At 53.7% G+C, this 23565-nt stretch carries 15 protein-coding genes; 4 read left to right on the top strand and 11 right to left on the bottom strand.

Annotation, left to right across the window (positions count from 1 at the left end; genetic code table 11):
- Positions 1–7 precede the first annotated feature (7 nt).
- From holB to Q0Z70_RS08650, 3 genes are read left to right on the top strand one after another with little or no spacing between them, the layout of a single operon-like run.
- On the top strand, positions 8–1135 hold the full coding sequence (holB, locus tag Q0Z70_RS08660; protein ID WP_298073699.1) for a DNA polymerase III subunit delta': 1128 nt from the start codon (positions 8–10) through the stop codon (positions 1133–1135).
- A 19-nt stretch (positions 1136–1154) separates the two neighbouring features.
- Positions 1155–2483, top strand: a complete 1329-nt coding sequence (gene ricT, locus Q0Z70_RS08655) for a regulatory iron-sulfur-containing complex subunit RicT (RefSeq protein WP_298073695.1) — start codon at positions 1155–1157, stop codon at positions 2481–2483.
- Positions 2470–3000 (top strand): gliding motility lipoprotein GldH, encoded by a 531-nt coding sequence (locus Q0Z70_RS08650; protein ID WP_298073694.1) that lies wholly within the window; start codon positions 2470–2472, stop codon positions 2998–3000. The genes ricT and Q0Z70_RS08650 overlap by 14 nt, the downstream gene beginning before the upstream one ends.
- Here the strand turns inward: Q0Z70_RS08650 and rodA are convergent.
- From rodA to Q0Z70_RS08595, 11 genes are all read right to left on the bottom strand, one after another.
- Complete coding sequence (rodA, locus tag Q0Z70_RS08645; RefSeq protein ID WP_298073693.1) at positions 2942–4402, bottom strand: rod shape-determining protein RodA; 1461 nt, start codon at positions 4400–4402, stop codon at positions 2942–2944. The two genes, Q0Z70_RS08650 and rodA, sit on opposite strands and share 59 nt — an antisense overlap.
- Positions 4383–6251, bottom strand: a complete 1869-nt coding sequence (locus tag Q0Z70_RS08640) for a penicillin-binding transpeptidase domain-containing protein (protein ID WP_298073692.1) — start codon at positions 6249–6251, stop codon at positions 4383–4385. Before Q0Z70_RS08640 ends, rodA begins: the two co-directional genes overlap by 20 nt.
- A gap of 27 nt (positions 6252–6278) precedes the next feature.
- Positions 6279–6785: a rod shape-determining protein MreD gene (gene mreD, locus Q0Z70_RS08635; RefSeq protein WP_298073691.1), complete on the bottom strand. Its 507-nt coding sequence runs from the start codon at positions 6783–6785 to the stop codon at positions 6279–6281.
- A gap of 23 nt (positions 6786–6808) precedes the next feature.
- The gene (gene mreC, locus Q0Z70_RS08630) at positions 6809–7654 is read right to left on the bottom strand and encodes a rod shape-determining protein MreC (RefSeq protein ID WP_298073690.1); all 846 of its coding nucleotides are present in this window, start codon (positions 7652–7654) and stop codon (positions 6809–6811) included.
- A 110-nt stretch (positions 7655–7764) separates the two neighbouring features.
- The gene (locus Q0Z70_RS08625) at positions 7765–8787 is read right to left on the bottom strand and encodes a rod shape-determining protein (protein ID WP_298073689.1); all 1023 of its coding nucleotides are present in this window, start codon (positions 8785–8787) and stop codon (positions 7765–7767) included.
- A gap of 106 nt (positions 8788–8893) precedes the next feature.
- Positions 8894–10420, bottom strand: coding sequence for a bifunctional phosphoribosylaminoimidazolecarboxamide formyltransferase/IMP cyclohydrolase (gene purH / locus Q0Z70_RS08620; RefSeq protein WP_298073688.1), 1527 nt, complete (start codon positions 10418–10420; stop codon positions 8894–8896).
- A gap of 311 nt (positions 10421–10731) precedes the next feature.
- Entirely contained in the window at positions 10732–12768 is a 2037-nt protein-coding gene (locus Q0Z70_RS08615; RefSeq protein WP_298073687.1) for a M13 family metallopeptidase, read from the bottom strand.
- Positions 12769–12803: 35 nt separating this feature from the next.
- Positions 12804–14762 carry an ABC-F family ATP-binding cassette domain-containing protein gene (locus tag Q0Z70_RS08610; RefSeq protein WP_298073686.1) on the bottom strand — a complete coding sequence of 653 codons (1959 nt, stop codon included), beginning with the start codon at positions 14760–14762 and terminating at the stop codon, positions 12804–12806.
- 389 nt (positions 14763–15151) lie between these two features.
- Complete coding sequence (locus Q0Z70_RS08605) at positions 15152–16063, bottom strand: nucleotidyltransferase (protein WP_298073685.1); 912 nt, start codon at positions 16061–16063, stop codon at positions 15152–15154.
- A 198-nt stretch (positions 16064–16261) separates the two neighbouring features.
- Positions 16262–18625 carry a BamA/TamA family outer membrane protein gene (locus Q0Z70_RS08600; RefSeq protein ID WP_298073684.1) on the bottom strand — a complete coding sequence of 788 codons (2364 nt, stop codon included), beginning with the start codon at positions 18623–18625 and terminating at the stop codon, positions 16262–16264.
- Positions 18626–18636: 11 nt separating this feature from the next.
- Entirely contained in the window at positions 18637–22383 is a 3747-nt protein-coding gene (locus Q0Z70_RS08595; RefSeq protein ID WP_298073683.1) for a translocation/assembly module TamB domain-containing protein, read from the bottom strand.
- Between the two features lie 18 nt (positions 22384–22401).
- On the opposite strand from Q0Z70_RS08595, the gene Q0Z70_RS08590 reads away from it, so the two are divergent.
- On the top strand, positions 22402–23307 hold the full coding sequence (locus Q0Z70_RS08590) for a hypothetical protein (protein ID WP_298073682.1): 906 nt from the start codon (positions 22402–22404) through the stop codon (positions 23305–23307).
- Positions 23308–23565 lie beyond the last annotated feature (258 nt).

The raw sequence follows: 23565 nt of genomic DNA, 5'->3' as shown, positions 1-23565 counted from the left end.
GAATGGCATGTTCGGGTTTGGAGACATCATAGGGCAGAAAGAAGTGATTGGCCGCTTGAAAGCCGAGGTAGAGCAAGGGCGTACAGCCCATGCGTTACTATTGACGGGGCCGAGGGGAGCTGGCAAGCTGCCATTGGCACTGGCTTTGGCACGGCGCTTGTGCTGCATGCAACCTGAAGGCGGAGAAGCCTGCGGACAGTGTGTCTCGTGTCGTCAGTGGGAAAAACTAACTCACCCCGACGTGCATTTTGTTTTTCCGATCACGAATAACAAGCGGGTAAGCGATGACTATCTGCCTTTGTGGCGGAAAATGCTCATAGAGAACGCCTATACCGACCTGGGACACTGGATGGAACTGATAGACGCCGGAAATACACAACCTCAGATTTATGCTACCGAAAGCGACCAGACGTTTCGCAAACTGAGTCTGAAGTCAAGCCAAGGCGGATGGAGAGTCGTCGTGGTGTGGCTGCCCGAGCGCATGAACGAGGCTTGCGCCAACAAGATGTTGAAGTTGCTGGAAGAACCGCCTGAGCGGACAGCCTTCCTGATGGTGAGCGAAGAGCCCGAACGTTTACTGCCCACCATCGTAAGCCGCACGCAGCGTATCTACGTGCCCCGCATTGAGGAAGAGGATATGGCCTGTGTGTTGACAACCCGATACGGGCAGACAGAAGAACAGGCACAATCAATGGCCCACAGGGCGGACGGAAGTTTTCTGAAGGTGTTGGAAATGATGGGACAGAGCGGAGAGCAGGCTTTGTGCTTCGATTTTTTTACCCGACTGATGCGTTTGGCCTGGCAACGCGACATACGCGGTATGAAGGCTTGGAGTGAGCAAGTGGCTGTTCTGGGGCGTGAGCGACAGAAGATGTTTCTGGAATATGCCCAACAGATGGTGCGTGAGAATTTTATCGCAAACTTCCACCAAAGGGAAATGAACTATATGGGGCCTGACGAACAACAATTTGCCACGCGTTTTGCCCCCTTCGTCAACGAGCGGAATATCGTTGGTTTGACCGACCTGCTCAGCAAGGCTCAGGAACATATCCAGCAGAACGTAAATCCGCGGATGGTATTCTTCGACCTGATACTGAATATGACGGTGCTGATTAAATTGAAAATAGAAAATTGAGAATTGAAAACAATACATTATGACCGATTTTATACTACATAACGGAAGCGGACGGCTTTGCCTCCGTAGCTGTGGACGACAGGACAGACAACTGAATACTTATGACTGGCTGGCAGACATTCCCGGCAATGAGAACGAGTCGGAGTATGTCGAAGTACAGTTCAAGAATACGCGGAAAGGCTATTTCCGCAACTCCAACCACTTGGAATTGGCGAAAGGGGATATTGTGGCGGTTGAGGCTACACCCGGTCATGACATCGGCGTCGTGACCTTGACCGGCCGCCTTGTACCCTTGCAAATGAAGAAAACGGGAGTGCGTAACGAAGCCGATATCCGTCGTGTCTATCGTAAGGCTAAAACAAATGATATGGAGAAGTATGCCGAGGCTAAGGCACGCGAACATCCTACCATGATACGTGCCCGGCAAATAGCACTTAGTTTGGGGTTAGACATGAAAATCGGCGACGTGGAGTATCAGGGCGACGGCAATAAGGCCATTTTCTATTACATTGCCGAAGGACGTGTGGACTTCCGCCAACTCATTAAAGTGCTGGCCGAGGCCTTCAGAGTACGCATTGATATGAAACAGATTGGAGCCCGTCAGGAGGCCGGACGTATTGGGGGTATCGGGCCTTGCGGCAGAGAGCTGTGTTGTGCTACGTGGATGACCAGTTTTGTATCTGTTTCTACCGGATCCGCACGTTATCAGGACATTACGCCCAATCCACAGAAGCTGGCCGGACAATGTGCCAAACTGAAATGTTGTCTCAACTATGAAGTAGATGTCTATGTCGAAGCTCAAAAACGATTGCCCAGCAAGGAGGTAACGCTTCGTACCAAAGATGCCGAATGGTTCTATTTTAAGGCAGATATTCTGACGGGGCAGGTGACCTATTCGAGCGATAAGTCTATTCCTGCTAACTTGGTTACCATTCCGGCCCTCCGTGCTTTTGAGGTTATCAATATGAATCGTAAGGGAGTGACACCTGATACTTTAGCAGAAACAGATAATGAACAGAAGCAGGTTTCGGCTGACTTATTGGAACAGGAAAGTGTGACCCGCTTTGACCGCAAGCGCAAAGGAAAAGGTGGCGGAAATGGAGCAGGTAAGAAGAAAAAGAAGAAAAATAAAGGAGGCGGTGATGCACAGGCCCCAGAAACAAAGCAGGATGGAATCGCACAGGCTTCGGTAGAAGCCAAGGAAGAGAATAAAGAGGCTTCAGCAGAAAAATCCGCCGAACTTTCCCGCTCGAAAAACCGCCGCAACAAGTCGAAAAAAGACATCAGGCCGATGGATAAGAATAATGGCAAGCGGGAAGAAAAAGAAAGCGGTAATGCGCAAAGTTGATGTGATACAGCGGCTTTTGACGGCAATGACAGCCGTAATCCTATTGGCGGCTTGTGGAGAAAACATTGTGTATAGTCATTATGAGGCTGTAGAGGGCAGAGGGTGGAGAAAAAACGACACCCTGTCCTTTACAACTACCGTTATGGTTCCTGACAGGGACTTAGATGTCTATGTGGATGTGCGTCATGGCAATAATTATCCTTACCGCAATTTGGCTCTGTCATTGACCAGTATGTTATCTTCTCCGGCGGATTCTCTTGTCCGTACAGACACTTTACGATTGATGCTGGCCGATAGCGAAGGCCGATGGACAGGAGAAGGCTTTACCAATCTTTATCATAATGCATCCTACGTTACGACGCTTCGGCTGGATACACCTGCCACTTGCCGCTTTGTTCTGTTGCCTGCCATGCAGGACTCACTTCTGCAAGGAGTGAGCGATATAGGGGTGTGGCTGGTTATCTCATCCTCTTCCCACGTCCCGCATCAATCCGCAGGAATACGAACAACAGAATAGTAAATCCCCATAAAGAAGAGCCTCCGTAACTGAAAAACGGGAGGGGGATACCGATGACAGGGGTGAGGCCAAGCACCATGCCTATGTTGATAAACAGGTGGAAGAAGAAGATACCCAACACGGAATATCCATAGACACGTCCTGATACAGTAGGCTGGCGTTCAGACAAATGGATTAGACGCAGGATCAGACACATGTAGAGTAACAATACAGCTACTGAACCTACGAATCCTTCTTCTTCTCCGACTGTACAGAAAATAAAGTCAGTGTCCTGTTCGGGTACGTATTTCAGTTTTGTTTGTGTTCCATTCTGGAAACCTTTGCCCCAAAGACCACCTGATCCGATAGCGATTTTAGACTGGTTGACATTATAGCCTGCAACGGCCAGATCTTCTTCCAAGCCAAGTGCTACTTTGATGCGGATTTGTTGATGAGGCTCCAAAACTTGATTGAAAACATAATCGCACGAGTACAAGAAGCCTACTGAGGCGATCATGAATGCCGAGACAAGTACATAAATCTTCCGTCGTTCGCGCAAGGCAAAAAAGGCCAGCCATCCTGCGGTACATGCGCAAAGCCCCCAAAGCACATAGACCACGTTGAATGTCCATAGCCAGCCGGATATGGCACAGGCTAAGATTACAACGGCTATACATGTGATCGTCATCCGCCAGACTATAGTGTGGTTCCGCTGATAAGCCTGAAGCAGGATAGGGGCGGAAATCAGGATGAGGCACAACACGGCAAACTCGCCTACGGACGTGGAATCATGGAGCATCGTGACTTCGGCATAGCGGATACCCACAACGAAGTAAACTACGGCACATACTCCAGAAAACAGAACCGCGCCCGGCATTCCTTCACGGTAAAGCATCAGGAAGAAAGATAGATAGACCAAGGCTGACCCCGTTTCACGCTGTCCTACAATGAGTAGCATGGGGCAGGCTATCAGGAAGGCAATAGTCAGCACACTGCGCCAGTTTTGGAGGACAAAGCCATAAGCACCCATAAACTTGGCTAAAGCCAATGCCGTGGCGAATTTGGCAAATTCGGCTGGCTGCAAACTTACCGGTCCCAATATAAGCCATGAACGTGATCCTTTTGTGTCTGGTGCTATAAAGATAGTGACTAATAATAATACCAGCATGCCCGCGTATATGATATAGGCAAAAGTATCATAGAACATATCGTTCAGCATCAATAATACAAAGCCTAAACCGAAAGAGCAGATAATCCATACGAGCTGTTTGCCTGCGCGTGTGGAAAAGTCCAGAAAATCGCGGTCTGCATAATCAAAACTTGCACCGCAGACACTGAACCAACCCCCAATGACCAGTAGCAGATAGATGACAACCGTCATCCAGTCAAGCGATTTCCAAATACTATCTCTCCTCGTTGCCATAAATAATTACTCGATTACTGAAATCTTCGGCCAGTATCTCGTTCTGTGGCGAAAGTTTGCCATGCAGATATTGATCCATCATTAATGCACCGATAGGTACACCGTATGTTGCTCCCCAGCCTCCGTTTTCTACATAGACGACAATAGCTATCTTGGGATCGTTCATCGGAGCAAAACCCATAAAGACGGAATGGTCTTTGCCATGCGGATTCTGTGCCGTACCGGTCTTTCCGCAGGCTTCTACTTCGGGAAGCAATGCGCCTATCAACTGGCATGTTCCGCTGCCAGTACTTCCCGTAACGGCTGCCCGCATACCTTTCACGATGTCCTCATAATATTCTTTTCGGATTGTCGGAGTGCGTACTGCCTGATAAAGGCTGTCCAGCGGATTGTCCTGTATTTCTTTTGCTACATGTGGAGTGATAAAGTACCCACGGTTGGCAATCGTCGCTCCCAAATTGGCAATCTGCAATGGAGTGGCCAGAATTTCTCCTTGGCCGATGGCAATACTGATAATTGTCAGTCCGTTCCAAGAACCACGGTAGATGCGGTCATAGTATTGTGAATTGGGAATGAAGCCACGTAACTCTCCGGGTAGGTCAACTCCCAGCTTGTAGCCGAATCCTTGTGACACCATGTCGTCTTTCCATACAGTAAGTGCTTCCTGCGGAGAGCTGTATTTCTTGTCACCAATCATTTTGTATAATCCCCAACAAAAATAGGAGTTACAGGAAGTGGCAATGGCCGGTATAAGCGGGAGGGGAGCTGCATGTCCGTGACATCCAACTCGCAGACCACGGTGGACAAAACCATGTGAGCATGGGAAAGGAGTGTCTTCCTGAATAATGCCTTCTTCCAAAAAGATCAGGCCTTGTGTCGTTTTGAAAGTCGATCCAGGAGGATAGGTACCCATAATGGCGCGGTTCAGCAAGGGCCTTTGACGGTTTTTCTCCAGAAGTTGATGGTTCTTTCCACGTTGCCGGCCAATCAACATATATGGATCGAAGCTGGGAGAAGACACCATGCAGAGAATTTCACCGGTTTTAGGTTCAATAGCTACAATGGAGCCTATTTTGTTTTGCATCAGGCGTTCACCCAACATTTGAAGGTCGATGTCGATACCCAGTTTCAAGTTCTTGCCGGGTATCGACGGGCGGTCCAGTTGGCCGTCCATATAATGTCCTTGTATGCGGCCGTGTGCATCACGCAACAGGACTTCTACCCCTTTTTCGCCACGAAGGTATTTCTCGTAGGAACGTTCTACTCCTTGTTTGCCGATGTAATCTCCCCGGATGTAATAATCATCCTTTTCAATATCGCGCATGGATACCTCACCAATGTCGCCCAAGACGTGACTTGCCGAATTGTAGGAATACTGGCGGGTGGTGCGTCGCTGGATGGAGAAACCGGGAAACTTATAGAGTTTTTCCTGGAAAACGCCGCATTCTTCGGCCGAAAGTTGCGTCATAAATACTTGCGGGGTGTATTTGGAGTAGCCTGGATTTTTCCGAAAGTTGCGGACTTCTGCCATGCGTTGCAGAAACTGTTCACGGGTAATTCCCAGCGAGCGGCAGAAGTCGAGTGTGTCGAGTTGTGTCACTTCACGTGGGATGAATGTGATGTCATAGGCCGGTTGATTAAAAACGAGCAGTTTACCGTTTCGGTCGTAAATGGCTCCACGTGAGGGATATTGTATTTTATTAAGGAAAGCATTGCTGTCGGCGTAGCGCTTATACTTGTCCGAGAAGATCTGAAGGCCTGCCAGTCGGAGGATATATATCAGGACGACGCAAACGACGATTGCCCCGAGGATGTATTTCCGCTTCTCAAATGTATAATCTTTCGCCATCAGTCTGTTATTTTTCAGTTCGTTTCATCATTTTTCTTTTTGGATGAGCATTTCCAAAGCCAGTACGCAAAGCAGAGTAAAGAGGGTGCTGGAAATGATACGCAGCAACAACTCCGGCAGGTGGGCGAAGGAGAATGCCTCAAGTGAGAGCAACACAGCATGGTGAAGAAATACGGCCGTGGCCGCATATTTCAGGAAGACGTTTATTCCCATGGTATGGATGGCAGGGATAAATGTCTCTTGGAAATCACGGGGAACAAAAAGTCTCAGCAGTGTAGGGCGGACGAAAGCGAGAAGTACCGTTGCTGCGGCATTCAAACCGGGGGTATCAGAGAAAATATCGACCAGCAATCCCAATACAAAAGCCCATAACATCAACCTGTTTGTCGGTACGTCCGTCTCAAATTTCAGCAGAAGGCAGATGTATAGAAAAGGGGTGGCATAATCACCGATGTGGAGGTTATTCAATATCAATGCCTGCAACAAAACCAGTGCGACAAGCCATCCTGCTTTATGTAGATAGGTTATTGTCATTTCTTTTATTTCTGAATTTAGGACTATTGTTCTTGTTCCAACGCTTTTTGTTCTTCTTGCCCGCGTCTGGCAAGGATACGGACAGAACTCAGTTTGCCGAAGTCCGTTGCAAGTTTGATTCTGAGCAGGTAGGACAACCCATCGTTTGAGTCGGCCATGTCATCGACAACTCCCACCATAAGCCCTTGCGGAAAGACGGATGAAAATCCGCTGGTGACAACTGTATCGCCTAAATTGAACTCTGCATGTCTCGGCAAGTCTTTCAAATAGGCATAGCGAGGATCGTTCCTTTCCCATTTCAGATAGCCGAAATAGTCGCTTCCCTGTATTTTGCAACTGATACTGGACTTGCTATTGAGCAGAGGGAGTACCAAAGAATAGCTCGAAGAAGTGCGATAGACAATTCCTACTACACCGGTTGCACTTACTACGGCCATGTCAGGTTTGACACCGGCTGCACTTCCTTGGTCGAGAGTTATATAGTTGTCTGTCCGGTTCAAACTGTTTTTTATCACATGAGCCTTAAAGCTTTGTTCGATTTCCGCATTTGCCGGCATGAAGCGTTCCAACGTCTGGCGAATGGCGGAGTCGCCTACGTATCCAGATAAAGCGCTTTCAAGTTGTAAAACCCGTTGCTCCAGCCACATATTGCGGTCGAGCAAGTCTTCGTTGGCATCCTTCAAATGGAAATAGGACGTGATGTTTCCCGTTATTTCGTAAACCTTTCCTGCTATCACGTTGGCGGACGAAAGGGCTACGCTGTGCTGGTATGCTCCCGTGTTGCACAGCAAAAATAAGCTGACTGCCTCAAGTAGCAAGAAGAGGAGCCAGTGATTGTACTTTAACAGGAAGTTAAGAAGATCACGCACGTCTTATAACGGTTAGCGGTTAATGATGAACGGTTAGTGGCAAGTGGTTAGTATCTCCCCATTCAGATGGGCTACTCACCGCTAACCGCTTACCACCAACCGCTGATTACTTATCGCATCAGGAACGAGAAACGGTCTACATTCTTCAGGGCAATGCCCGTACCCTTGGCAACAGCGTGCAAGGGATCCTCGGAGATGTGGAAGGGGATATTGATCTTCTCCGTCAGACGTTTGTCGAGTCCGCGAAGCAAGGCGCCTCCACCGGCCAGGTAAATCCCGTTGTGTACGATGTCGGCATACAACTCAGGCGGCGTATTTTCCAACGCGCTGAGAATGGCCGTCTCGATCTTCGAGATGGATTTTTCAAGGCAGTGGGCCACCTCCTGATAGCACACGGGCACCTCCATAGGCAGGGCCGTGATGCGGTTCGGACCGTGTACGATATAGTCTTCGGGGGCATCGTCGCCAAGATCGGTCAGGGCGGCTCCCACATGTATCTTGATACGCTCGGCCATACGCTCGCTGACCTTCACGCTGTGCTGGCGGCTCATGTACTCCTGAATGTCGGCCGTGAGGTCATCACCCGCGATGCGGATGGAGTTGTTCGACACGATACCTCCCAACGAGATGACGGCAATTTCGGTCGAACCGCCCCCTATATCCACAATCATGTTGCCTTCGGGCGCTTCCACATCAATGCCGATGCCGATAGCGGCGGCCATAGGCTCGAAGATAAGGTAAACGTCACGCCCACCGGCATGCTCGGCCGAGTCGCGCACGGCACGAAGTTCCACCTCCGTACTGCCCGAAGGCACACCGATAACCATGCGGAGCGAAGGCGAAAAGAGGCGGTGGCGCGTGTTCACCATCTTGATAAGACCACGTATCATCTGTTCGCAGGCATAGAAGTCGGCGATGACGCCATCGCGCAGAGGGCGGATGGTGCGGATGTTCTCATGCGTCTTCTCGTGCATGAGCTTGGCTTTCTCGCCTACGGCAATCATCTTATCCGTGCGGCGGTCAAGGGCCACAACCGAAGGTTCGTCCACCACAATCTTACCGTTGGAAGTAATGATGGTATTGGCCGTTCCCAGGTCCATGGCTATTTCTTGGGTAAAAGAGAATAATCCCATTCGTCTATTGTTAATTGAGAATTAAAAATTAGAATTATAGATTGAAAATGGATAATCAAGAGTGAAGTCTCGTTCTTCAATCTCAACTATCAATTTCCCATTATTTTTAGTGTTTAAAATGACGGAAACCTGTTGTCACCATGGCGATGCCGTGCTCGTTACAGTAGTCAAAGCTCAGCTGATCCTTGATACTTCCACCCGGCTGGATGATGGCGGTGATGCCTTCGTTGCCCGCAATCTCCACACAATCGGGGAAGGGGAAGAAAGCGTCGCTGGCCATTACGGCTCCGTGCAAATCGAAACCGAAGCCCTTAGCCTTTTCGATAGCATGCTTCAGGGCATCCACACGGCTCGTCTGACCCACCCCGCTGGCCAGCAGCTGGTGTCCCTTGGCCAATACGATGGCGTTCGATTTGGAGTTCTTCACAATCTTGTTGGCGAAGAGCATATCGTCTATCTCCTGTGCAGTAGGAGCCTTAACGGTCACCACCTTCAGGTCTTCGGGTGTCTCTACCATGAGGTCGCGCTCCTGTACCAGCACGCCGTTCAGCAATGAACGGAACTGCTTCGCGGGCAGCGTACCCTGCTTGCGGGCCAGGATGATGCGGTTCTTCTTCTGTCCCAGGATTTCAAGGGCATCCACATCATAATCGGGAGCGATGATGACTTCGAAGAATATTTTCGTGATTTCCTCGGCAGCAGCCTTGTCGATGACGGCATTCGTGATGAGCACACCGCCGAAAGCTGACACGGGGTCGCCCGCCAGGGCATCCTTCCAAGCCTCGATCGCTGTGGGGCGGGTAGCCAAACCACAGGCATTGTTGTGCTTCAGGATGGCGAACGTCGTGTCGTTGCCAAATTCATTGATGAGGTCTACGGCCGCATTGATGTCCAGCAGGTTGTTGTAAGAAATATCCTTGCCGTGAATTTGATCGAACATTTCGTCCAGATTGCCGTAGAAATATCCTTTCTGATGGGGGTTCTCGCCGTAGCGCAGGGTCTTCTGATTGTTGGCCGAGTAGCGGAAAGCGCTTCCTTCTCCATCGTCGAAATAGTTGAAAATGGCCGAGTCGTAGTGCGATGAAACGGCGAAAGCTTCTTTGGCAAACCAGCGGCGCTCTTCAATCGAAGTAGCGGCTCCATGTTCCATCAGCATGTCGCGCAGGGGCTGGTACTGCGCCTGCGAAGCTACGATGACCACGTCCTTGTAATTCTTGGCGGCGGCACGGATGAGCGAGATGCCGCCTATGTCGATTTTCTCGATGATGTCTGCTTCGGGTGCTCCGCCGGCTACGGTTGCCTCAAACGGATAGAGGTCTACGATAACAAGGTCTATTTCGGGGATTTCATATTTTTCGATTTGTTGCCGATCCTGCTCTACGTCGCGGCGGCACAGGATGCCTCCGAACACTTTCGGATGGAGCGTCTTCACGCGGCCACCCAGGATGGACGGATAGGTGGTCAGTTCTTCCACTGCACGGCAGGGATAGCCCAGTCCTTCAATGAACTGGCGCGTGCCGCCTGTCGAGAGGAATTCCACCCCTTCCTCGTGCAGTTTGGTGATGATTTCATCCAAACCGTCTTTATGGTAAACGGATACCAATGCTGTTTTTATTCTCTTTGTTTCCGTCATGACTATATGGTTTTTATGCGTATATATAATAACCTTGCAAAGTTACGAATTTTGTTGGTTTACCTATATACACTTTGGCAAGAAATTTATTCTAATTAAAAGAAAAGAATGAGAAACTTATGTCTTTTTCCGCTTTGCCCTCTCTTGTCGGGAAAGCGGTATTTTCCTCTTGGAGAAACGGTGCTTTCCGCCTCGGAAAACGATGCTTTTCCATCCGACAAAAAAATGCCCGCCCTTCCACAAAGGGGAGGGCAGGCATTTCAAAAAGTATTCTCGCCGATACGCCATGCGATTCGGCAATAAAGGATATTTTACCAGATAGACACGCGTTCGGCGGCGGGGACGAACATCGGATCCTTGTCGGTGATGCCGAAAGCATCATACCAGGCGGCGATGTGAGGCAGGGCGCCGTTCACACGCCATTCGCCCAGCGAGTGTACATCAGTCTTAGTCCGCTGAAGTACGGCTTCGGGGCGGATGTTGTTGGCCCATACGCCTGCGTAAGCCAGGAAGAAACGCTGTTCGGGTGTAAAGCCGTCTTTCACTTCAAGCGGGGCATCAGTCGTGGCGTTCTTGAAGGCCTGGAAGGAAACTTGCAAGCCGCCATGGTCGGCAATGTTCTCGCCCAGCGTCATCTTGCCGTTGGCATGTACGCCAGGAGCCACTTCGATGCTGTCAAAGAAAGCTACCATCACGTTGGCACGCTCTTCGAACTTCTTGGCGTCTTCTTCCGTCCACCAGTCTTTCAGGTTTCCGTCCTTGTCGTACTGGCGGCCCTGGTCGTCGAATCCGTGAGTCATTTCATGGCCGATTACCACGCCGATGGCTCCGTAGTTGAAGGCGTCGTCCGCATTCATATCGAAGAAAGGAGGCTGCAGAATGGCAGCAGGGAAGCAGATTTCATTGGTCGTCGGATTGTAGTAAGCGTTCACCGTTTGAGGCGTCATCAGCCATTCGTCCTTGTCGACAGGCTTGCCGGCCTTGCCCACCATTTCGGCATGTTCCCACAAGTTGGCACGTTCGATGTTTGCCCAATAGGAGTCGTCCTTGATTTCCAGGGTGCTATAGTCTTTCCATTTGTCAGGATAGCCTATCTTTACGTGGAAGGTAGACAGCTTCTCCAAAGCCATTACTTTCGTAGAGTCGCTCATCCATTCGAGGGCCTGAATGCGTTCGCCCAAGGCCGTCTGAAGGTTCTTCACGAGGCCTACCATACGTTCCTTGGCGGCGGCAGGGAAGTATTTCTCTACATACATCTGGCCTACAGCCTCGCCTAACATGGAGCTTACCACACCTACGGCTGTCTTCCAGCGGGGTTGCATCTCTTGTGTGCCCAACATCGTGCGGCTATAGAAGTTGAAGTCCTGCTCCTTCATGGCGTCGTTCAGGTAGCTGGCGGCAGCGTTAATCAACTTCCATTGCAGATAAAGCTTCTGCTGGTCGAGAGGCAGGGTGTCGATAATCTTGACCGAAGTCTCGATTGAAGCAGGCTGGCCGACAATGATTTCGTTCACGTCATTCAGGTCGATTCCTTTCAGATAGGCGTCCCAGTCGAAGGTGGCGTATTGTTTCTTGATGTCGGCCATCGTCATCTTGTTGTAGTTGGCATGAGGGTCGCGCAACTCTACACGCGAACGGAAAGCCTTAGCCAGACGGGTTTCCACGTCCATGACGGTCTTCATGCCTTGCTCGGCAGCAGCGGCGTCGAAGCCGGCCAACTGATACATCTTCGTGACATGCTCCTTAAAGGCCTCGCGAATCTTCACGGTAGCCTCATCGTCGAGCAGGTAATAGTCGCGGTCGCCCATGCTCAGGCCGTATTGGGCCATCTGTACGGCGTTCATGTCGCTGTTCATCTCGTCGGCAGCCACATAGACGGCCAAGTAGGCAGGGATGCCTTTTTTATACATCTCGGCCAGCAACTGATAGAGTTCTTTCTTGTCTTTCAGGGCAGCAATCCGGTCGAGTTCGGCTTTAATGGGGGCCACACCTTCCCGGTTCAGCTTGACGCTGTCCATAGCAATCTTATACATATCGCCCACCTTCTGTGCGACAGAGCCGGCCTCGTGTTGCGTAGTGGCCAGTTCCTCGATAAGGCCTTGAATTTGTTTGCGGTTGTTTTCGCTCAAAGCGGTGAACGAGCCATACTGGGAATACTCGTCGGTCAGTGGATTGTTCTTGATCCAACCGCCACAGGCATAGCGGTAAAAGTCCGTACCCAACAGATTAGTCGTGTCCAAGTTGGCAAGGTCGATGCCTGCGGTCAGGGCCGTCTGCTGCTTGCCGGTGTTGCAGGATGCCAATGCCAGGCAAAGAGCTGCAACGGGGAAATAATACTTCAAATTCATAATTACTATTGTTTAAAAGTTTATATTCTCAATACCTATTTCCGGGTTTCCTTCAGTTCGGTCGAAGCGACGTCCCACTCTTCCATCACGCGATCGAGCTGCTGCTTCAGTTTCCGATGCTGTTCGTAGATCGACATGTCCGAAGCGCCTTCGGGCGTAGCCATTTTCTCTTCAAGGATGGCGATGGCGGATTCTATCTGTTCGATTTCGGCTTCACAATCGGCCACACGGCGCTCCAATTTCTTCAGACGCTTGTTCAGTTCCTTCTGCTCTTCGTAGGACAGGCGACCCGACGAGACCTGAGACGCTTCTGCTGCCGACGGCTTCTTTGCCCCCGTAGGCGACTCCGACAGGGAGGGTGTCTTCTGCAATTCGTTCAGGTTTTCTATCCGCTTCTTCTGCAGGAAATCGTAGATGCCGCCCAAGTGTTCTTTCACCATTCCGCCGCCAAACTCATAGACTTTAGTCGCAAGCCCGTCAAGAAAATCACGGTCATGGCTTACAATAATCACTGTTCCGTCGAAGTCGCGGATGGCTTCCTTCAGCACATCCTTGGACCGCATGTCCAAATGGTTGGTCGGTTCGTCGAGGATGAGGAAGTTCACCGGCTCAAGCAATAGTTTAATCATCGCCAAGCGGGTGCGCTCGCCGCCACTGAGTACCTTTACCTTCTTGTCCGAGGCTTCACCGCCGAACATGAAAGCCCCCAGGATGTCGCGTATCTTCAAGCGGATGTCACCCACAGCCACACGGTCAATAGTGTCATACACCGTCAATTCGCCGTCCAACAGCTGGGCCTGGTTTTGTGCAAAGTAACCTATCTGCACGTTATGCCCCAGCGTGAGTTTGCCCGTATAGTCGGTTATTTCTCCCATGATACATTTCACCAGCGTAGACTTGCCTTCGCCGTTCTTGCCTACAAAAGCTACCTTTTCGCCCCGGTTGATGGTGAAGTTGACGTCGTGAAAGACCACATGTTCGCCGTAGGCCTTACGGACGTCTTCGCAGATGACGGGGTAGTTTCCACTCCGGCTGGAGCAGACAAACTTCAGGCGCAGGGCGGAATTGTCTTCCTCATCCACCTCAATGCGTTCTATTTTCTCCAACTGCTTGATGCGGCTCTGCACCTGTACGGCCTTGGTGGCCTTGTAGCGGAAGCGCTCGATGAAGGCTTCGGTGTCCTCTATCTGCTTCTGCTGGTTCTCGTAGGCGCGGAGCTGTTGCTCGCGGCGCTCCTTGCGCAGGACAACAAACTCGTCGTACTTCACTTTGTAGTCGTAGATGCGTCCGCAGGAGATTTCGATGGTGCGGGTCGTGACGTTGTTCAAAAAAGCGCGGTCGTGGCTGACGAGCACTACGGCATTGGCCCTCGTGGCGAGGAAGTTCTCCAGCCACTGGATGGACTCGATGTCCAAGTGATTGGTGGGTTCGTCCAGCAGGAGCACGTCGGGGCAGCGGAGCAGAAGTTTCGCCAACTCGATGCGCATACGCCATCCGCCAGAGAACTCACTTGTGGGGCGGTCGAAGTCCGCACGGCTGAAGCCTAAGCCCTGAAGTGTACGTTCTATTTCCGCCTGATAGTTCGTGCCGCCCATCATCAGAAAGCGGTCGTTTTCGTGCGTGAAACGATCGATAAGTTTCTGGTAGTCCGCGCTTTCGTAGTCGGTGCGGTCGGCCAGTTCCTGGTTCATGCGTTTGATGTCGGCCTGCATCTCGAAGATGTGTCTGAAAGCCAGCTCAGCCTCCTGCATCACCGTCCGCTCATCGTTCAGCTCCATTACCTGCGGCAGGTAACCGATGGTGCATTCGCGGGGAATGGATACCATGCCAGCCGTAGGGTGCTGCAATCCGGCCAGTATTTTCAGCATGGTCGATTTGCCCGCGCCGTTCTTGCCCACCAGAGCGATGCGGTCTTTTTTATTGATGACGTAGGACACGTCTTCGAACAGAGGCGTGGCATTGAATTCCACTTTCAGTCCTTCTACAGATATCATAATTGTTTCAATGTCATTTTCATTTGAGCACGCAAAGGTAGTGATTAACAATGAATAATGGACACTTATCCGGTGCTAAATATCATTTATCGACCATTCTCTATCTTTTTGAAGAGTTAAAAGAACATAGTTTAGGGTACATATCCGTTACAGGGCAGGGCTTTCTGACGAAGCACTGCATGGCCCCTTAACGAAGCACTGTATGACATCCTGACGAAGCACTGCATGGCACCCTAACGAAGCACTGCATGACACCCTGAGAAAGCACTGCGTCAGAGGGCCATAAAGTATCGTGTCAACATGTCACGTCATAATACGGACAAAAAAACACGGTTGCATATCAGCAACCGTGCAGCTATCTTATAGAGAGGTATCGCTACCTTGTCTGTTTAGAACAACTTATTGGGATATTCGCCGGCATCGACCAGTGCTTTGATCTTGGCCACCGTATCCGGGCGGTCTTCAGGATAGGTGACGCCGAACCACTTGCTGGTAGTGTCGAGCACTTCGACCGTAGCCGTGCCATTGTTGATGAGCTTGTCCACTACCAGCGGGATGAAGAATTCGCTCTTCAGGTTCTCCATGTTCTTCGGGTCGGAAAGGAAGGCCTTGAAGAACTCCTTGCTGTAGGCGAAGTAGTCGGGAGTGAAGCCCCAGAAGTTCATGCTGACAGGAGTAGTGTCGGCCGTAGCCGTCCATTCTCCGTTGTCGTCGATGTACTTCACTTCCCCATCAATTCGTTGAATCTTGGTACGCTCTACGACAGAGGTCAGCAGGCGATTCTCGTTGGTAGTGCAGATGCCGCGCGATACGGTGCCGCTCTCGCTCAGCGTGTTGCCTACACGGAAGCCCACCATCGAATAGACGTTCTTCGAACCTTCGGGCAGGGCGGCCAGGAACTTGCCCATCACCCGGAAAGTGTCGCTGCCGTAGAAGTCGTCGCAGTTGATAACGGCAAACGGTTCCTTGATGGCTTTCTCGCCCATCATAACGGCGTGGTTCGTTCCCCAGGGTTTCGTGCGGCCTTCGGGACAGGTGAAGCCTTCGGGCAGGGCGTCGAGCGATTGGAATACGAGTTCGCAGGGGATGTGTCCCTCATACTTGGAGAGGATTTTTTCGCGGAAGTCTTGTTCAAAGTCCTTACGGATAACAAAGACGAGCTTGCCAAATCCGGCCTTGATGGCGTCATAAATGGAGTAGTCCATGATGGTTTCGCCGTTGGGGCCCAGCCCGTCCAGCTGTTTCAATCCTCCGTAGCGGCTGCCCATGCCGGCTGCCAATAAGAAAAGAGTAGGTTTCATAATCAATTAATTATTTAAAGGTTAATGTGTTCTTACGTTTCACCCGACAAAAATAGAGAAAGGCGGAAGCAATACAAAATAAGCTCGCTTCTTTCTATTGCCGGGCCTCCTCTTATTTTCGTGCAACAAATGTAAGAAATAAATGGCAGGAAGAGGAATAAAATGACACATTCTTTGGCAATATCGTACAAAATTCTTCTAAAACGGGTAGCCGATGGCGAAATGCAGGGCCAGGCCGTCCTTGAACTTGCCGATGTTGTAATATCGGTCACGATAAAGTTTCGACGGGTCGTGAAGGCCGACGCCGCAGTCGAGGCGGAAGACGAGGAAGTCCAAGTCATAACGCAGGCCGAAACCCGTGCCCAGTGCGATTTGTTCGGGGAATTTCTTCAGCGTGAAGGCGCCGTCGGGACGGCCCGCATCGGAGCGAAGCAGCCAAACGTTGCCCGCATCGAGGAATACGGCACCGTGAAGGTCGGCAAGGAGATGGAAGCGGTATTCGATGTTGGCCTCCAAGCGGATGTCGCCCACATGGTTGATGAAGCCGTACTTGTCGGCCTCGGCATTGGCAGGAGTATAGCCACCGGGGCCTATGCTGCGGGCGGCGAAGGCACGGACACTGTTGGCCCCGCCGATATAGAACTGCTCGGTATAGGGAGCGGAGAGCATATTGCCGTAAGACCAGACGCAGCCTGCTGCCACACGCGCCGCCAGCGATTGGCTCCGGTCGATGCGGTAGTTATAGCGGAACTCGCTATTGAGCTTGGCGAACTGGGCGAAGGGGACGCCCAAGAGCTGCTTCTCCCGCTTGTCGAAAGGTTCTCCCGCCAGTCGGTAGATGCACGAAGTCAAGTTGCCTGCCGAGGTCAGGGTAGTCTGCCACCAATGGCTGCCGGGGCGGTTTTTCCGCCGGGACAGGTTGTCGTAGGTATAGGTGTATTCCATGGCCGGGATGAACTGGTCGCGCAGGCTGACATAGAGGGCTGGGTTCTCTGCCTGCAAGTCGAGAAAGGCCTGTGTAGGGTCGCGCAGCACGTTGAAGGTCAGGCAGAAGGGCGTCAGGCTGTGCTTGCCGGTGGGCTTCGGCTGGAAGTTGTAGGTGGCATTGCCGCCGAAGGCGAGGAGCTTATAGTACTTGGCTCGGTTCATCTGGTCGGCATAGAGGCGGAAGGTGGTCGTGGCGGGGAAGTCGTATTCGCGGTCGCCCATGCGGGGGAAAACCACACGGGGGAAGACGAGCGACGTGGAGATGCCGTATTCATAGCTATTCATCAATGACGAGTGCGCGGCCCCCGTCTGCCATTCATACGACCCGGTCAGCTCCACATTCCAGCTTTCTCCGCCTCCGAAAACGTTGTTTTTCGTCAACGTAAACGACGCGCCGGGACCTACCTGGTTATTACTTTTCATCTTGACATTGAAATCCAGTTCGACATCGTAGGGCTTATCCAATGCCAAACGGATGTTCAGGTCGAGCGTATCGGATACGAAGGCGGTATCGCGGGGCGTGAATTGCATTTCCATCAGACGGAAGATGCCCACATTGCCCAGGCGTTCCTGCACACGTGCCTGCCTGTAGAGGCTATAGAGGTTCTCGGCGGAGCGCTGGCGGCTGATGCCGGCACTATCCTGCACTTGGCGCTTGAGGCGGAAGCTTTTGTAGTCCGTCCAGCGGTAGAGCATGTTGGGGCGCACGCGCAGCTTGTCGTGGAAGTAGATACGCAGGCCCTTGTAGTCCACGCTGTCGTTGGGTGCCTCGCCCTTCTTGCCCAAAATCTCGAAGGTCTTTCGGCCTAAGTAGAAAGGCTTCTCGGCCACGGGCGGCATACCCGGCACGGGCATCATGCGCATGCTGACGTGTCCTCCCGGCACCAGCGTGGTATCGGCCTGGTAGGTCAGGTAATCCGGCCGGAAGTAATAGCAACCCACATTACGCAGCAGGGTGCTGATGCGGGTACGTTCCCCATCGAGGTCGAGCACGTTGAACTGTTCGCCGGGGCTGATGAGTGAGCGGCGCCGTCCCAGCTCCATGATGCGCCGGGTACGGGAACTGAAGCCGCGATAGGTCACGGTGTCTATTACGTAGGGGTTGCCCATGTCCACCGTATATTGTATCTTGCTCTTGAGCGAGTCTTTGGGGTCGGTGAACGTCTCATAGCTGACCACTCCATTGAAGTAGCCGTAATCGCGCAGCAGGTTGGAAGCGGCTTTGAGGCGGATGTCGGGGTTGACGGAAGACATCAGCACGGGGTCGGCGGCAAAGCGGTTGAATATCCATTTGCCCAATCCTTTCTCATATTTCTGGAAGCCGTTATAGAGCCACAAACCGAAGGGGAAGGGGGTGCGTATCGTGGAACTGCCCAAGAGAGAATTGTTGGGAGCGGCAGCCAGAGCGGCTTCCACTTCCTCGATGGCGGTCTCGCCCACCTGGGTCGGGGTGGGATTATGCACGATCATCGCTTTCTGCCCCGTGTAGAGTACTTCTCCTTCGGGCAGGTGCTTCGTAGTGGAGCAGGCGGCCAGGAGGAGTACGGCAATCGTGTATGCGGCAATCTTCTTCATAAGTCCAATTTTTACAAGCGTTTATCGGCTTCGGATGCGGGCCGGGCCGGTGTTTCGGAGGGCTTCTCCGGTGTGGGTATCCGGGGCTTTCTCCTTCTGAAAAGGAAGAGTTCGCTCAAGCGGTCCATCTTACGGCGCAGGACGAGGCCCACGCCGGTCTCGGTAATCTCTCCTTCGAGCACGCTTTCGTAGTTCTTGTTGTAGAAAGCCCGGATGTATCGTGTGCCCGAAGGGTCGAGCCTGTATTCCAGAGAAACGTTGTCGATGAAGGACTCCATGTCGTTGGTGGCATTGGCGCCGGTCGAGACCTTGCCTCCGATGATAATCTGCACGCGGTCGTTGAAGAGGCGCTGCGAGTAGCGGAAGCTATAGTCGGTCTGCTTATCGCCCGTCTCGGCGGAAGTCCGGTCTTCGATGCCGACGCTGATGCTGGCCCCTTTCATTCCGCCGGCCAAGGCATTTATTTGGCTTTGGAGCACGCTATTCAAGGCGTTTCCCATCGTCAAGCCTCCTCCTTTGACCCCATCGTTCAGGTAGATGCCAGTGGCCATCATGGTGATGGCCTGCTTGCTGCGTTCTTCGGCTCCCATGCTTTGAAGCTGGTTTTCGATCGTAGCATCTTCGGGGGCGGTGAGGTCGAATACCAATTCGGGGCTTCCCAATCGTCCATTCAAGGCGATAGATACGTCGAAGTTCACCATGCGCGAGCTGCTACCGTCGTCTCCATCGGCCACGGAGGCCCGCATGCGTTCCTGGGCCTTCAAGCTCAGCATCGGATCCATGACGTCGCCCCGCCAATCCACATAGCTGCCGCTTACAATCTGGAAGGCTTTTAGCGGGATGACGGGCAGGGAGAACTTCATCACCCCGCCGCTGAAGGTATAGCGCCCCGTCAGGCTCATATCGCCCTGCGGGGTATATTGCCAGGAAAGGTCGCCGCCGCCTTCCAACTCGATGTACTGAGAGCGGTCGGAGCTGAGGTCGGCACGCAGGCGCACGGCATCGTCGATGTGGACGGACATCAGCATGTCCAGCCCGCCGAGCGGCACATTGGCCACGGGAGCCGATGCCGCCGACAACGTATCGCGGAAGGAGACGAAAGACACCAGCCCGTCCAGGCGGTCTTCTACGGTAAGGGGCGAATCGGTCAATACGTAGGTGACATCGGTGGTGCCGAGCAGATTCATCCGGCCCCGCATCTTCAAGGCGTCGAGAGGGCCGCTGACCGTCCCCGCCAAGTCGACCTGCACCTTGCCATAGACCAGGCTTTCGCGCGTGCGCTTGGCATTGAGGAGCGTATAGTCGCGGGCCAGCAAGGTGAGGTTGGCCGTCGGCCTATCCATATCGCGGAAGTCTACATCGCCCTGGATGGTGAAGGGATTGTCGCTGGTCGTGTAGATGGCAAACTTGTCGAATATCAGACGGTTATTCTCCAAGCGGAGGGGGCGATTGTCCATCCAATAGCGCGCCCCCAACATCTTGACGTAGACGTTGGCGCTATCCAAGGCCAAGCGGCCGTTCACCACCGGCTTGTCCATGTTTCCGCCTATCTGAAGCTCGCCGTCGGCCTTGCCGCTGAGGGTGGCCATCCGGTCGGGCACGAAGGCGTTGGCCATAGCCAGCGGGAGGCGGGTGATGTCGGCATGGATGTCCATCCGGCTTCTGTCTCCCTGTGTGACGAGGGTTCCATCGGCCGTCAGCACGTCCTGATTGTTGTAGAGAAGGTAGGTACTCAGGTAGTGGTCCTTCTCTTCGCCGGGCAGCCAGGTCACTCCGAGGCCCACGTCGCCCACCGGCTGCTTCTCGTAGGTCAGCTCCCGGATGTCGGCTTCGGCGGATACTTGTAAGGATTTTTCGGTCTGTATGTAATGGGCTTCCGCCGAGAGGAGGCCGGTCAGCCGGGGCAGATAGGGCATGATTTGGCTTAGTTCGCTCAGCCGGAAGCGGTTCAGCTCGACGCCGATGTTCTGCAGGGAGAGGGTATCTTCGCGGTCGGACTGCATGCGGAAGCAGAGGCCGTCGTCGCTATCCATGTCTACGTTGGCATAGACGCGCATGTTCTTATGGAGATAAATCCAATTGGCTTGCTCGGAAAACGAGAACTTCCGGTAGGCGATGATGGGATGTTCGGGGGTGAGGTTCAGCAGGATGCCGTTCCCCTTGCCATGCCCTTCGCTCAGCGAGCGGGCATTGATGCCGAAGAGGATGCCTTTCTCGCCCTTCTCGTCTTCAAAGTCCAAGGTCAGCTCGGCATCCTCGCTCCGCACTTCGCCCTTCAGCAGCGAGCGGCATGCGAACTGCGGGTTCCGGGGCGTATTGATGAGGCCGCTTTCCAGCCGGATGCGGGTGGTGTCCTGATGGACGGCCAGGAAGAGGGTATCGAGCCGCAGCGAGTCCGTGTGGAAGCCGTCTATCGACGCGCGCCCGTTGATGCCGGTGTCGGGGGTGAAGCCGAAGCCCAGCCGCAGCTCGTCGAAGCCCATGTGATACTGCTCCAGCAGGGCGTTCACGGGGTTGTCTTTTCCGGCCCGGACGAACATGCCCGCCGAGGGAAGCGCCCGGCGAAGGGCGGCATGGTCCAACTTGCGGTCGTCTATCTGCTGCATCAGGAGGGAGGCGAAGCGTTCGCTCTGCTCCATGAGGCGGTTCACAGTGCCCCGTGCCCGCACCCACAGGTTCAGGTCGCCGGCCTCCATCTCCATCCGCACCGTGTCGCGGCGCACTTCGGCCTCCACGTTGAAAGCAAGGGGACGCGCGAGGGGTTCCGGCAAGAGGCCCAACGAATACAGCCCTACATCCTCCACGTCCATCCGCAGCCGGCCGTCCCAATACCTTCGTCCGAGGCGGAGGGCGGCATCGGCATTCATCTTCAACAAGGCGTTACGGCTCGTCAGGCGGGCGGTGGCCAAAGAGGATTTCAAGCCCGCCTTCAGCTCGATGCCGCTCAGGTTCAGGCGGCCGTACCGGAGGCCGTCCAGGCGGAGGGACACGTCGGCCAGGGTGCGCGGCGAGGCGAAGTCGGTGCCCCGTCCGGCGGCGCGCGCATGGAGGGTCAGCGTGTAGAGGCTGTCGTGGGGCAGGAAGTGGTGGAGTTGCAGGGAGTCTACGGCCAGAGCGGCGCGGTAGGCTTCCGTCGTCAAGTCGTAGGAGGCATTCGCCGCCACCCTTCCCCCGCCTTCGTCCATCCGCAGCAAGGCGGAGAGGCGGCTTCCTTCGAGGCCCATGCGGGCGGTGAGCTTCATGCTGTCGGGGATGGCGAAGGGACTCTTGCCGGAGGCGTCGGCGCCCAGTGAGGCGAGAAAGCCGAGGCTCCGCGTCTCCATGTCCAGCTCCAGCTTCGCCGAGCGGCGCAGGGTATCGGTCATGTTCCACAGCTCTCCTCCTCCGCGCAGCGAGAAGGCGCCCGGCAGGTCGGCGGAGAGACGCGAAATCTGCATCCGGCTCAGGTTGCCCTCCGTGCCGGCCCGGACGACGAGCGGACGGAAGGGATAGTCGCGCTTGAAGGCTTCGGGCAGGCCGCCGGCAAAGAGCAGCACGTCCTGCTTGCCGATGTGCGCCTCCAGTCGTGCCGACAGCCGGCCGGTGGTGGGGGTCTCCACCAACTGCCAATGGGACTGGGCCGACAGCCGCACTTCGCTATGAGGGGTCAGCAGATGGAGTTCGGGGATGTATATCCGCGCCGTGTCGGCAAAGATGCGTCCGCCGAGAGACGTGAGGCTCAGCCCCGACCGCTCGTTCAGGCTGCATTCGCGGATCACCGCGTTCAGGGTGCGCCCGTGGTAGAAGACCGAGTCGATGCCCATCCGAATGTCGCGGAGGCCGATGTGCGCGGCGTCGAAGCCTTCGGCCGCCTCTCCCGTGCCCGTATCGCACCGCATCGAAGCTCCCGCCAGCAGGAAGCGCTCCCATGCGTACCGCTGCCTCCCCAGGTCGGCTTCGGCATGGTCGAGGGCCAGTTCGCCGATGGAGGCCGACAGCGAAGCGGAGTCGTGCGGCAAGTCCAGCGTGGCGGCGATGTTCTTCAGCTTCAGGTGTTCGAGGGTGAACTTCCACTTCAAGGGGGCCGACGCCGTGTCTTCCGGTTCGTCGGTGGTGTCGTTCAGGAGGACGTGCAGCCGGGTGTCCGCCAGTTCGACGTCGTCCAGCGCGACCTCCTCGCGGCGCAGGTCGATGCCCCGGCTCCGCAGGAAGAACCGTCCCAGGGTGCCGCTGATGCGCATTCCGTCCACCCGGTCGGCCGTGTTCAGCCGGACGCCGGCGAGGCTGATGTGGTCTGCCACCACCTTGCCCCGCAGCAGGGGTACTGCCCGGATGCGCACGTTCAGGGTGTGAAGGCTGAGCAGGGTGTCGGGCCGCGTGCCGGAAGCCGTGTCGGCGGGCTGTACCACCCGCACGCCGTCCACCCGCAGGCTGAGGGGGAAACGCAGGCCGATGCGTTCCACCGCGATGTCCATGCCCGTGGCCCGCGAAGCTGCGGCGGTGGCCTGTCGGCGCAGGAAGTTCTGCACCGGCGGGACGTAGAGCAGCACCATGAGCACCAGCAGCAGTACGACGGGACTGCATACCGCCCAGAGGGCCGCCCGGAGCCATTTTCTCCGCTTCCGCTTCGGGTTTGTACTCGCTATGAGGTTTTCTTCTGTCACAGTCTTTCTGAACCTTGTTTTCGAGCACAAAGTAAATAAATTCTCACGAAACGCACTTCGTTTCCGCCGATTATTAAATACAATAAAATTTCTTTCGATTACCGCTATGTTCTCAGAGGCAAAAGCCACAAAGATTTATTGTGTGGCCGATGATTCCCACCGAATTTTCGCAAATATAATTCCGCCAAGTAATTAAGGGACTACAAAAGTGGAGGTACTTTGCTGTTTTACCTTGACGATGTTTATAAATGAGGATAATGTTTCTATTTCAGCTTGAAACTCCTTATCAAATGAACT

Origin of the sequence: uncultured Bacteroides sp. (assembly GCF_947632445.1) — a bacterium.
Taxonomy (GTDB): domain Bacteria; phylum Bacteroidota; class Bacteroidia; order Bacteroidales; family Bacteroidaceae; genus Bacteroides.
Note: the sequence above shows the minus strand (reverse complement) of the source record. Positions and strands in the feature narration are given on the sequence as shown.

What these genes read in the sequence shown, in the direction of transcription:
- holB (WP_298073699.1), top strand. Translation starts at nt 8, where the DNA reads ATGTTCGGGTTTGGAGACATCATAGGGCAGAAAGAAGTGATTGGCCGC.
- ricT (WP_298073695.1), top strand. Translation starts at nt 1,155, where the DNA reads ATGACCGATTTTATACTACATAACGGAAGCGGACGGCTTTGCCTCCGT.
- Q0Z70_RS08650 (WP_298073694.1), top strand. Translation starts at nt 2,470, where the DNA reads ATGCGCAAAGTTGATGTGATACAGCGGCTTTTGACGGCAATGACAGCC.
- rodA (WP_298073693.1), bottom strand. Translation starts at nt 4,402, where the DNA reads ATGGCAACGAGGAGAGATAGTATTTGGAAATCGCTTGACTGGATGACG.
- Q0Z70_RS08640 (WP_298073692.1), bottom strand. Translation starts at nt 6,251, where the DNA reads ATGGCGAAAGATTATACATTTGAGAAGCGGAAATACATCCTCGGGGCA.
- mreD (WP_298073691.1), bottom strand. Translation starts at nt 6,785, where the DNA reads ATGACAATAACCTATCTACATAAAGCAGGATGGCTTGTCGCACTGGTT.
- Q0Z70_RS08625 (WP_298073689.1), bottom strand. Translation starts at nt 8,787, where the DNA reads ATGGGATTATTCTCTTTTACCCAAGAAATAGCCATGGACCTGGGAACG.
- purH (WP_298073688.1), bottom strand. Translation starts at nt 10,420, where the DNA reads ATGACGGAAACAAAGAGAATAAAAACAGCATTGGTATCCGTTTACCAT.
- Q0Z70_RS08615 (WP_298073687.1), bottom strand. Translation starts at nt 12,768, where the DNA reads ATGAATTTGAAGTATTATTTCCCCGTTGCAGCTCTTTGCCTGGCATTG.
- Q0Z70_RS08610 (WP_298073686.1), bottom strand. Translation starts at nt 14,762, where the DNA reads ATGATATCTGTAGAAGGACTGAAAGTGGAATTCAATGCCACGCCTCTG.
- Q0Z70_RS08605 (WP_298073685.1), bottom strand. Translation starts at nt 16,063, where the DNA reads ATGAAACCTACTCTTTTCTTATTGGCAGCCGGCATGGGCAGCCGCTAC.
- Q0Z70_RS08600 (WP_298073684.1), bottom strand. Translation starts at nt 18,625, where the DNA reads ATGAAGAAGATTGCCGCATACACGATTGCCGTACTCCTCCTGGCCGCC.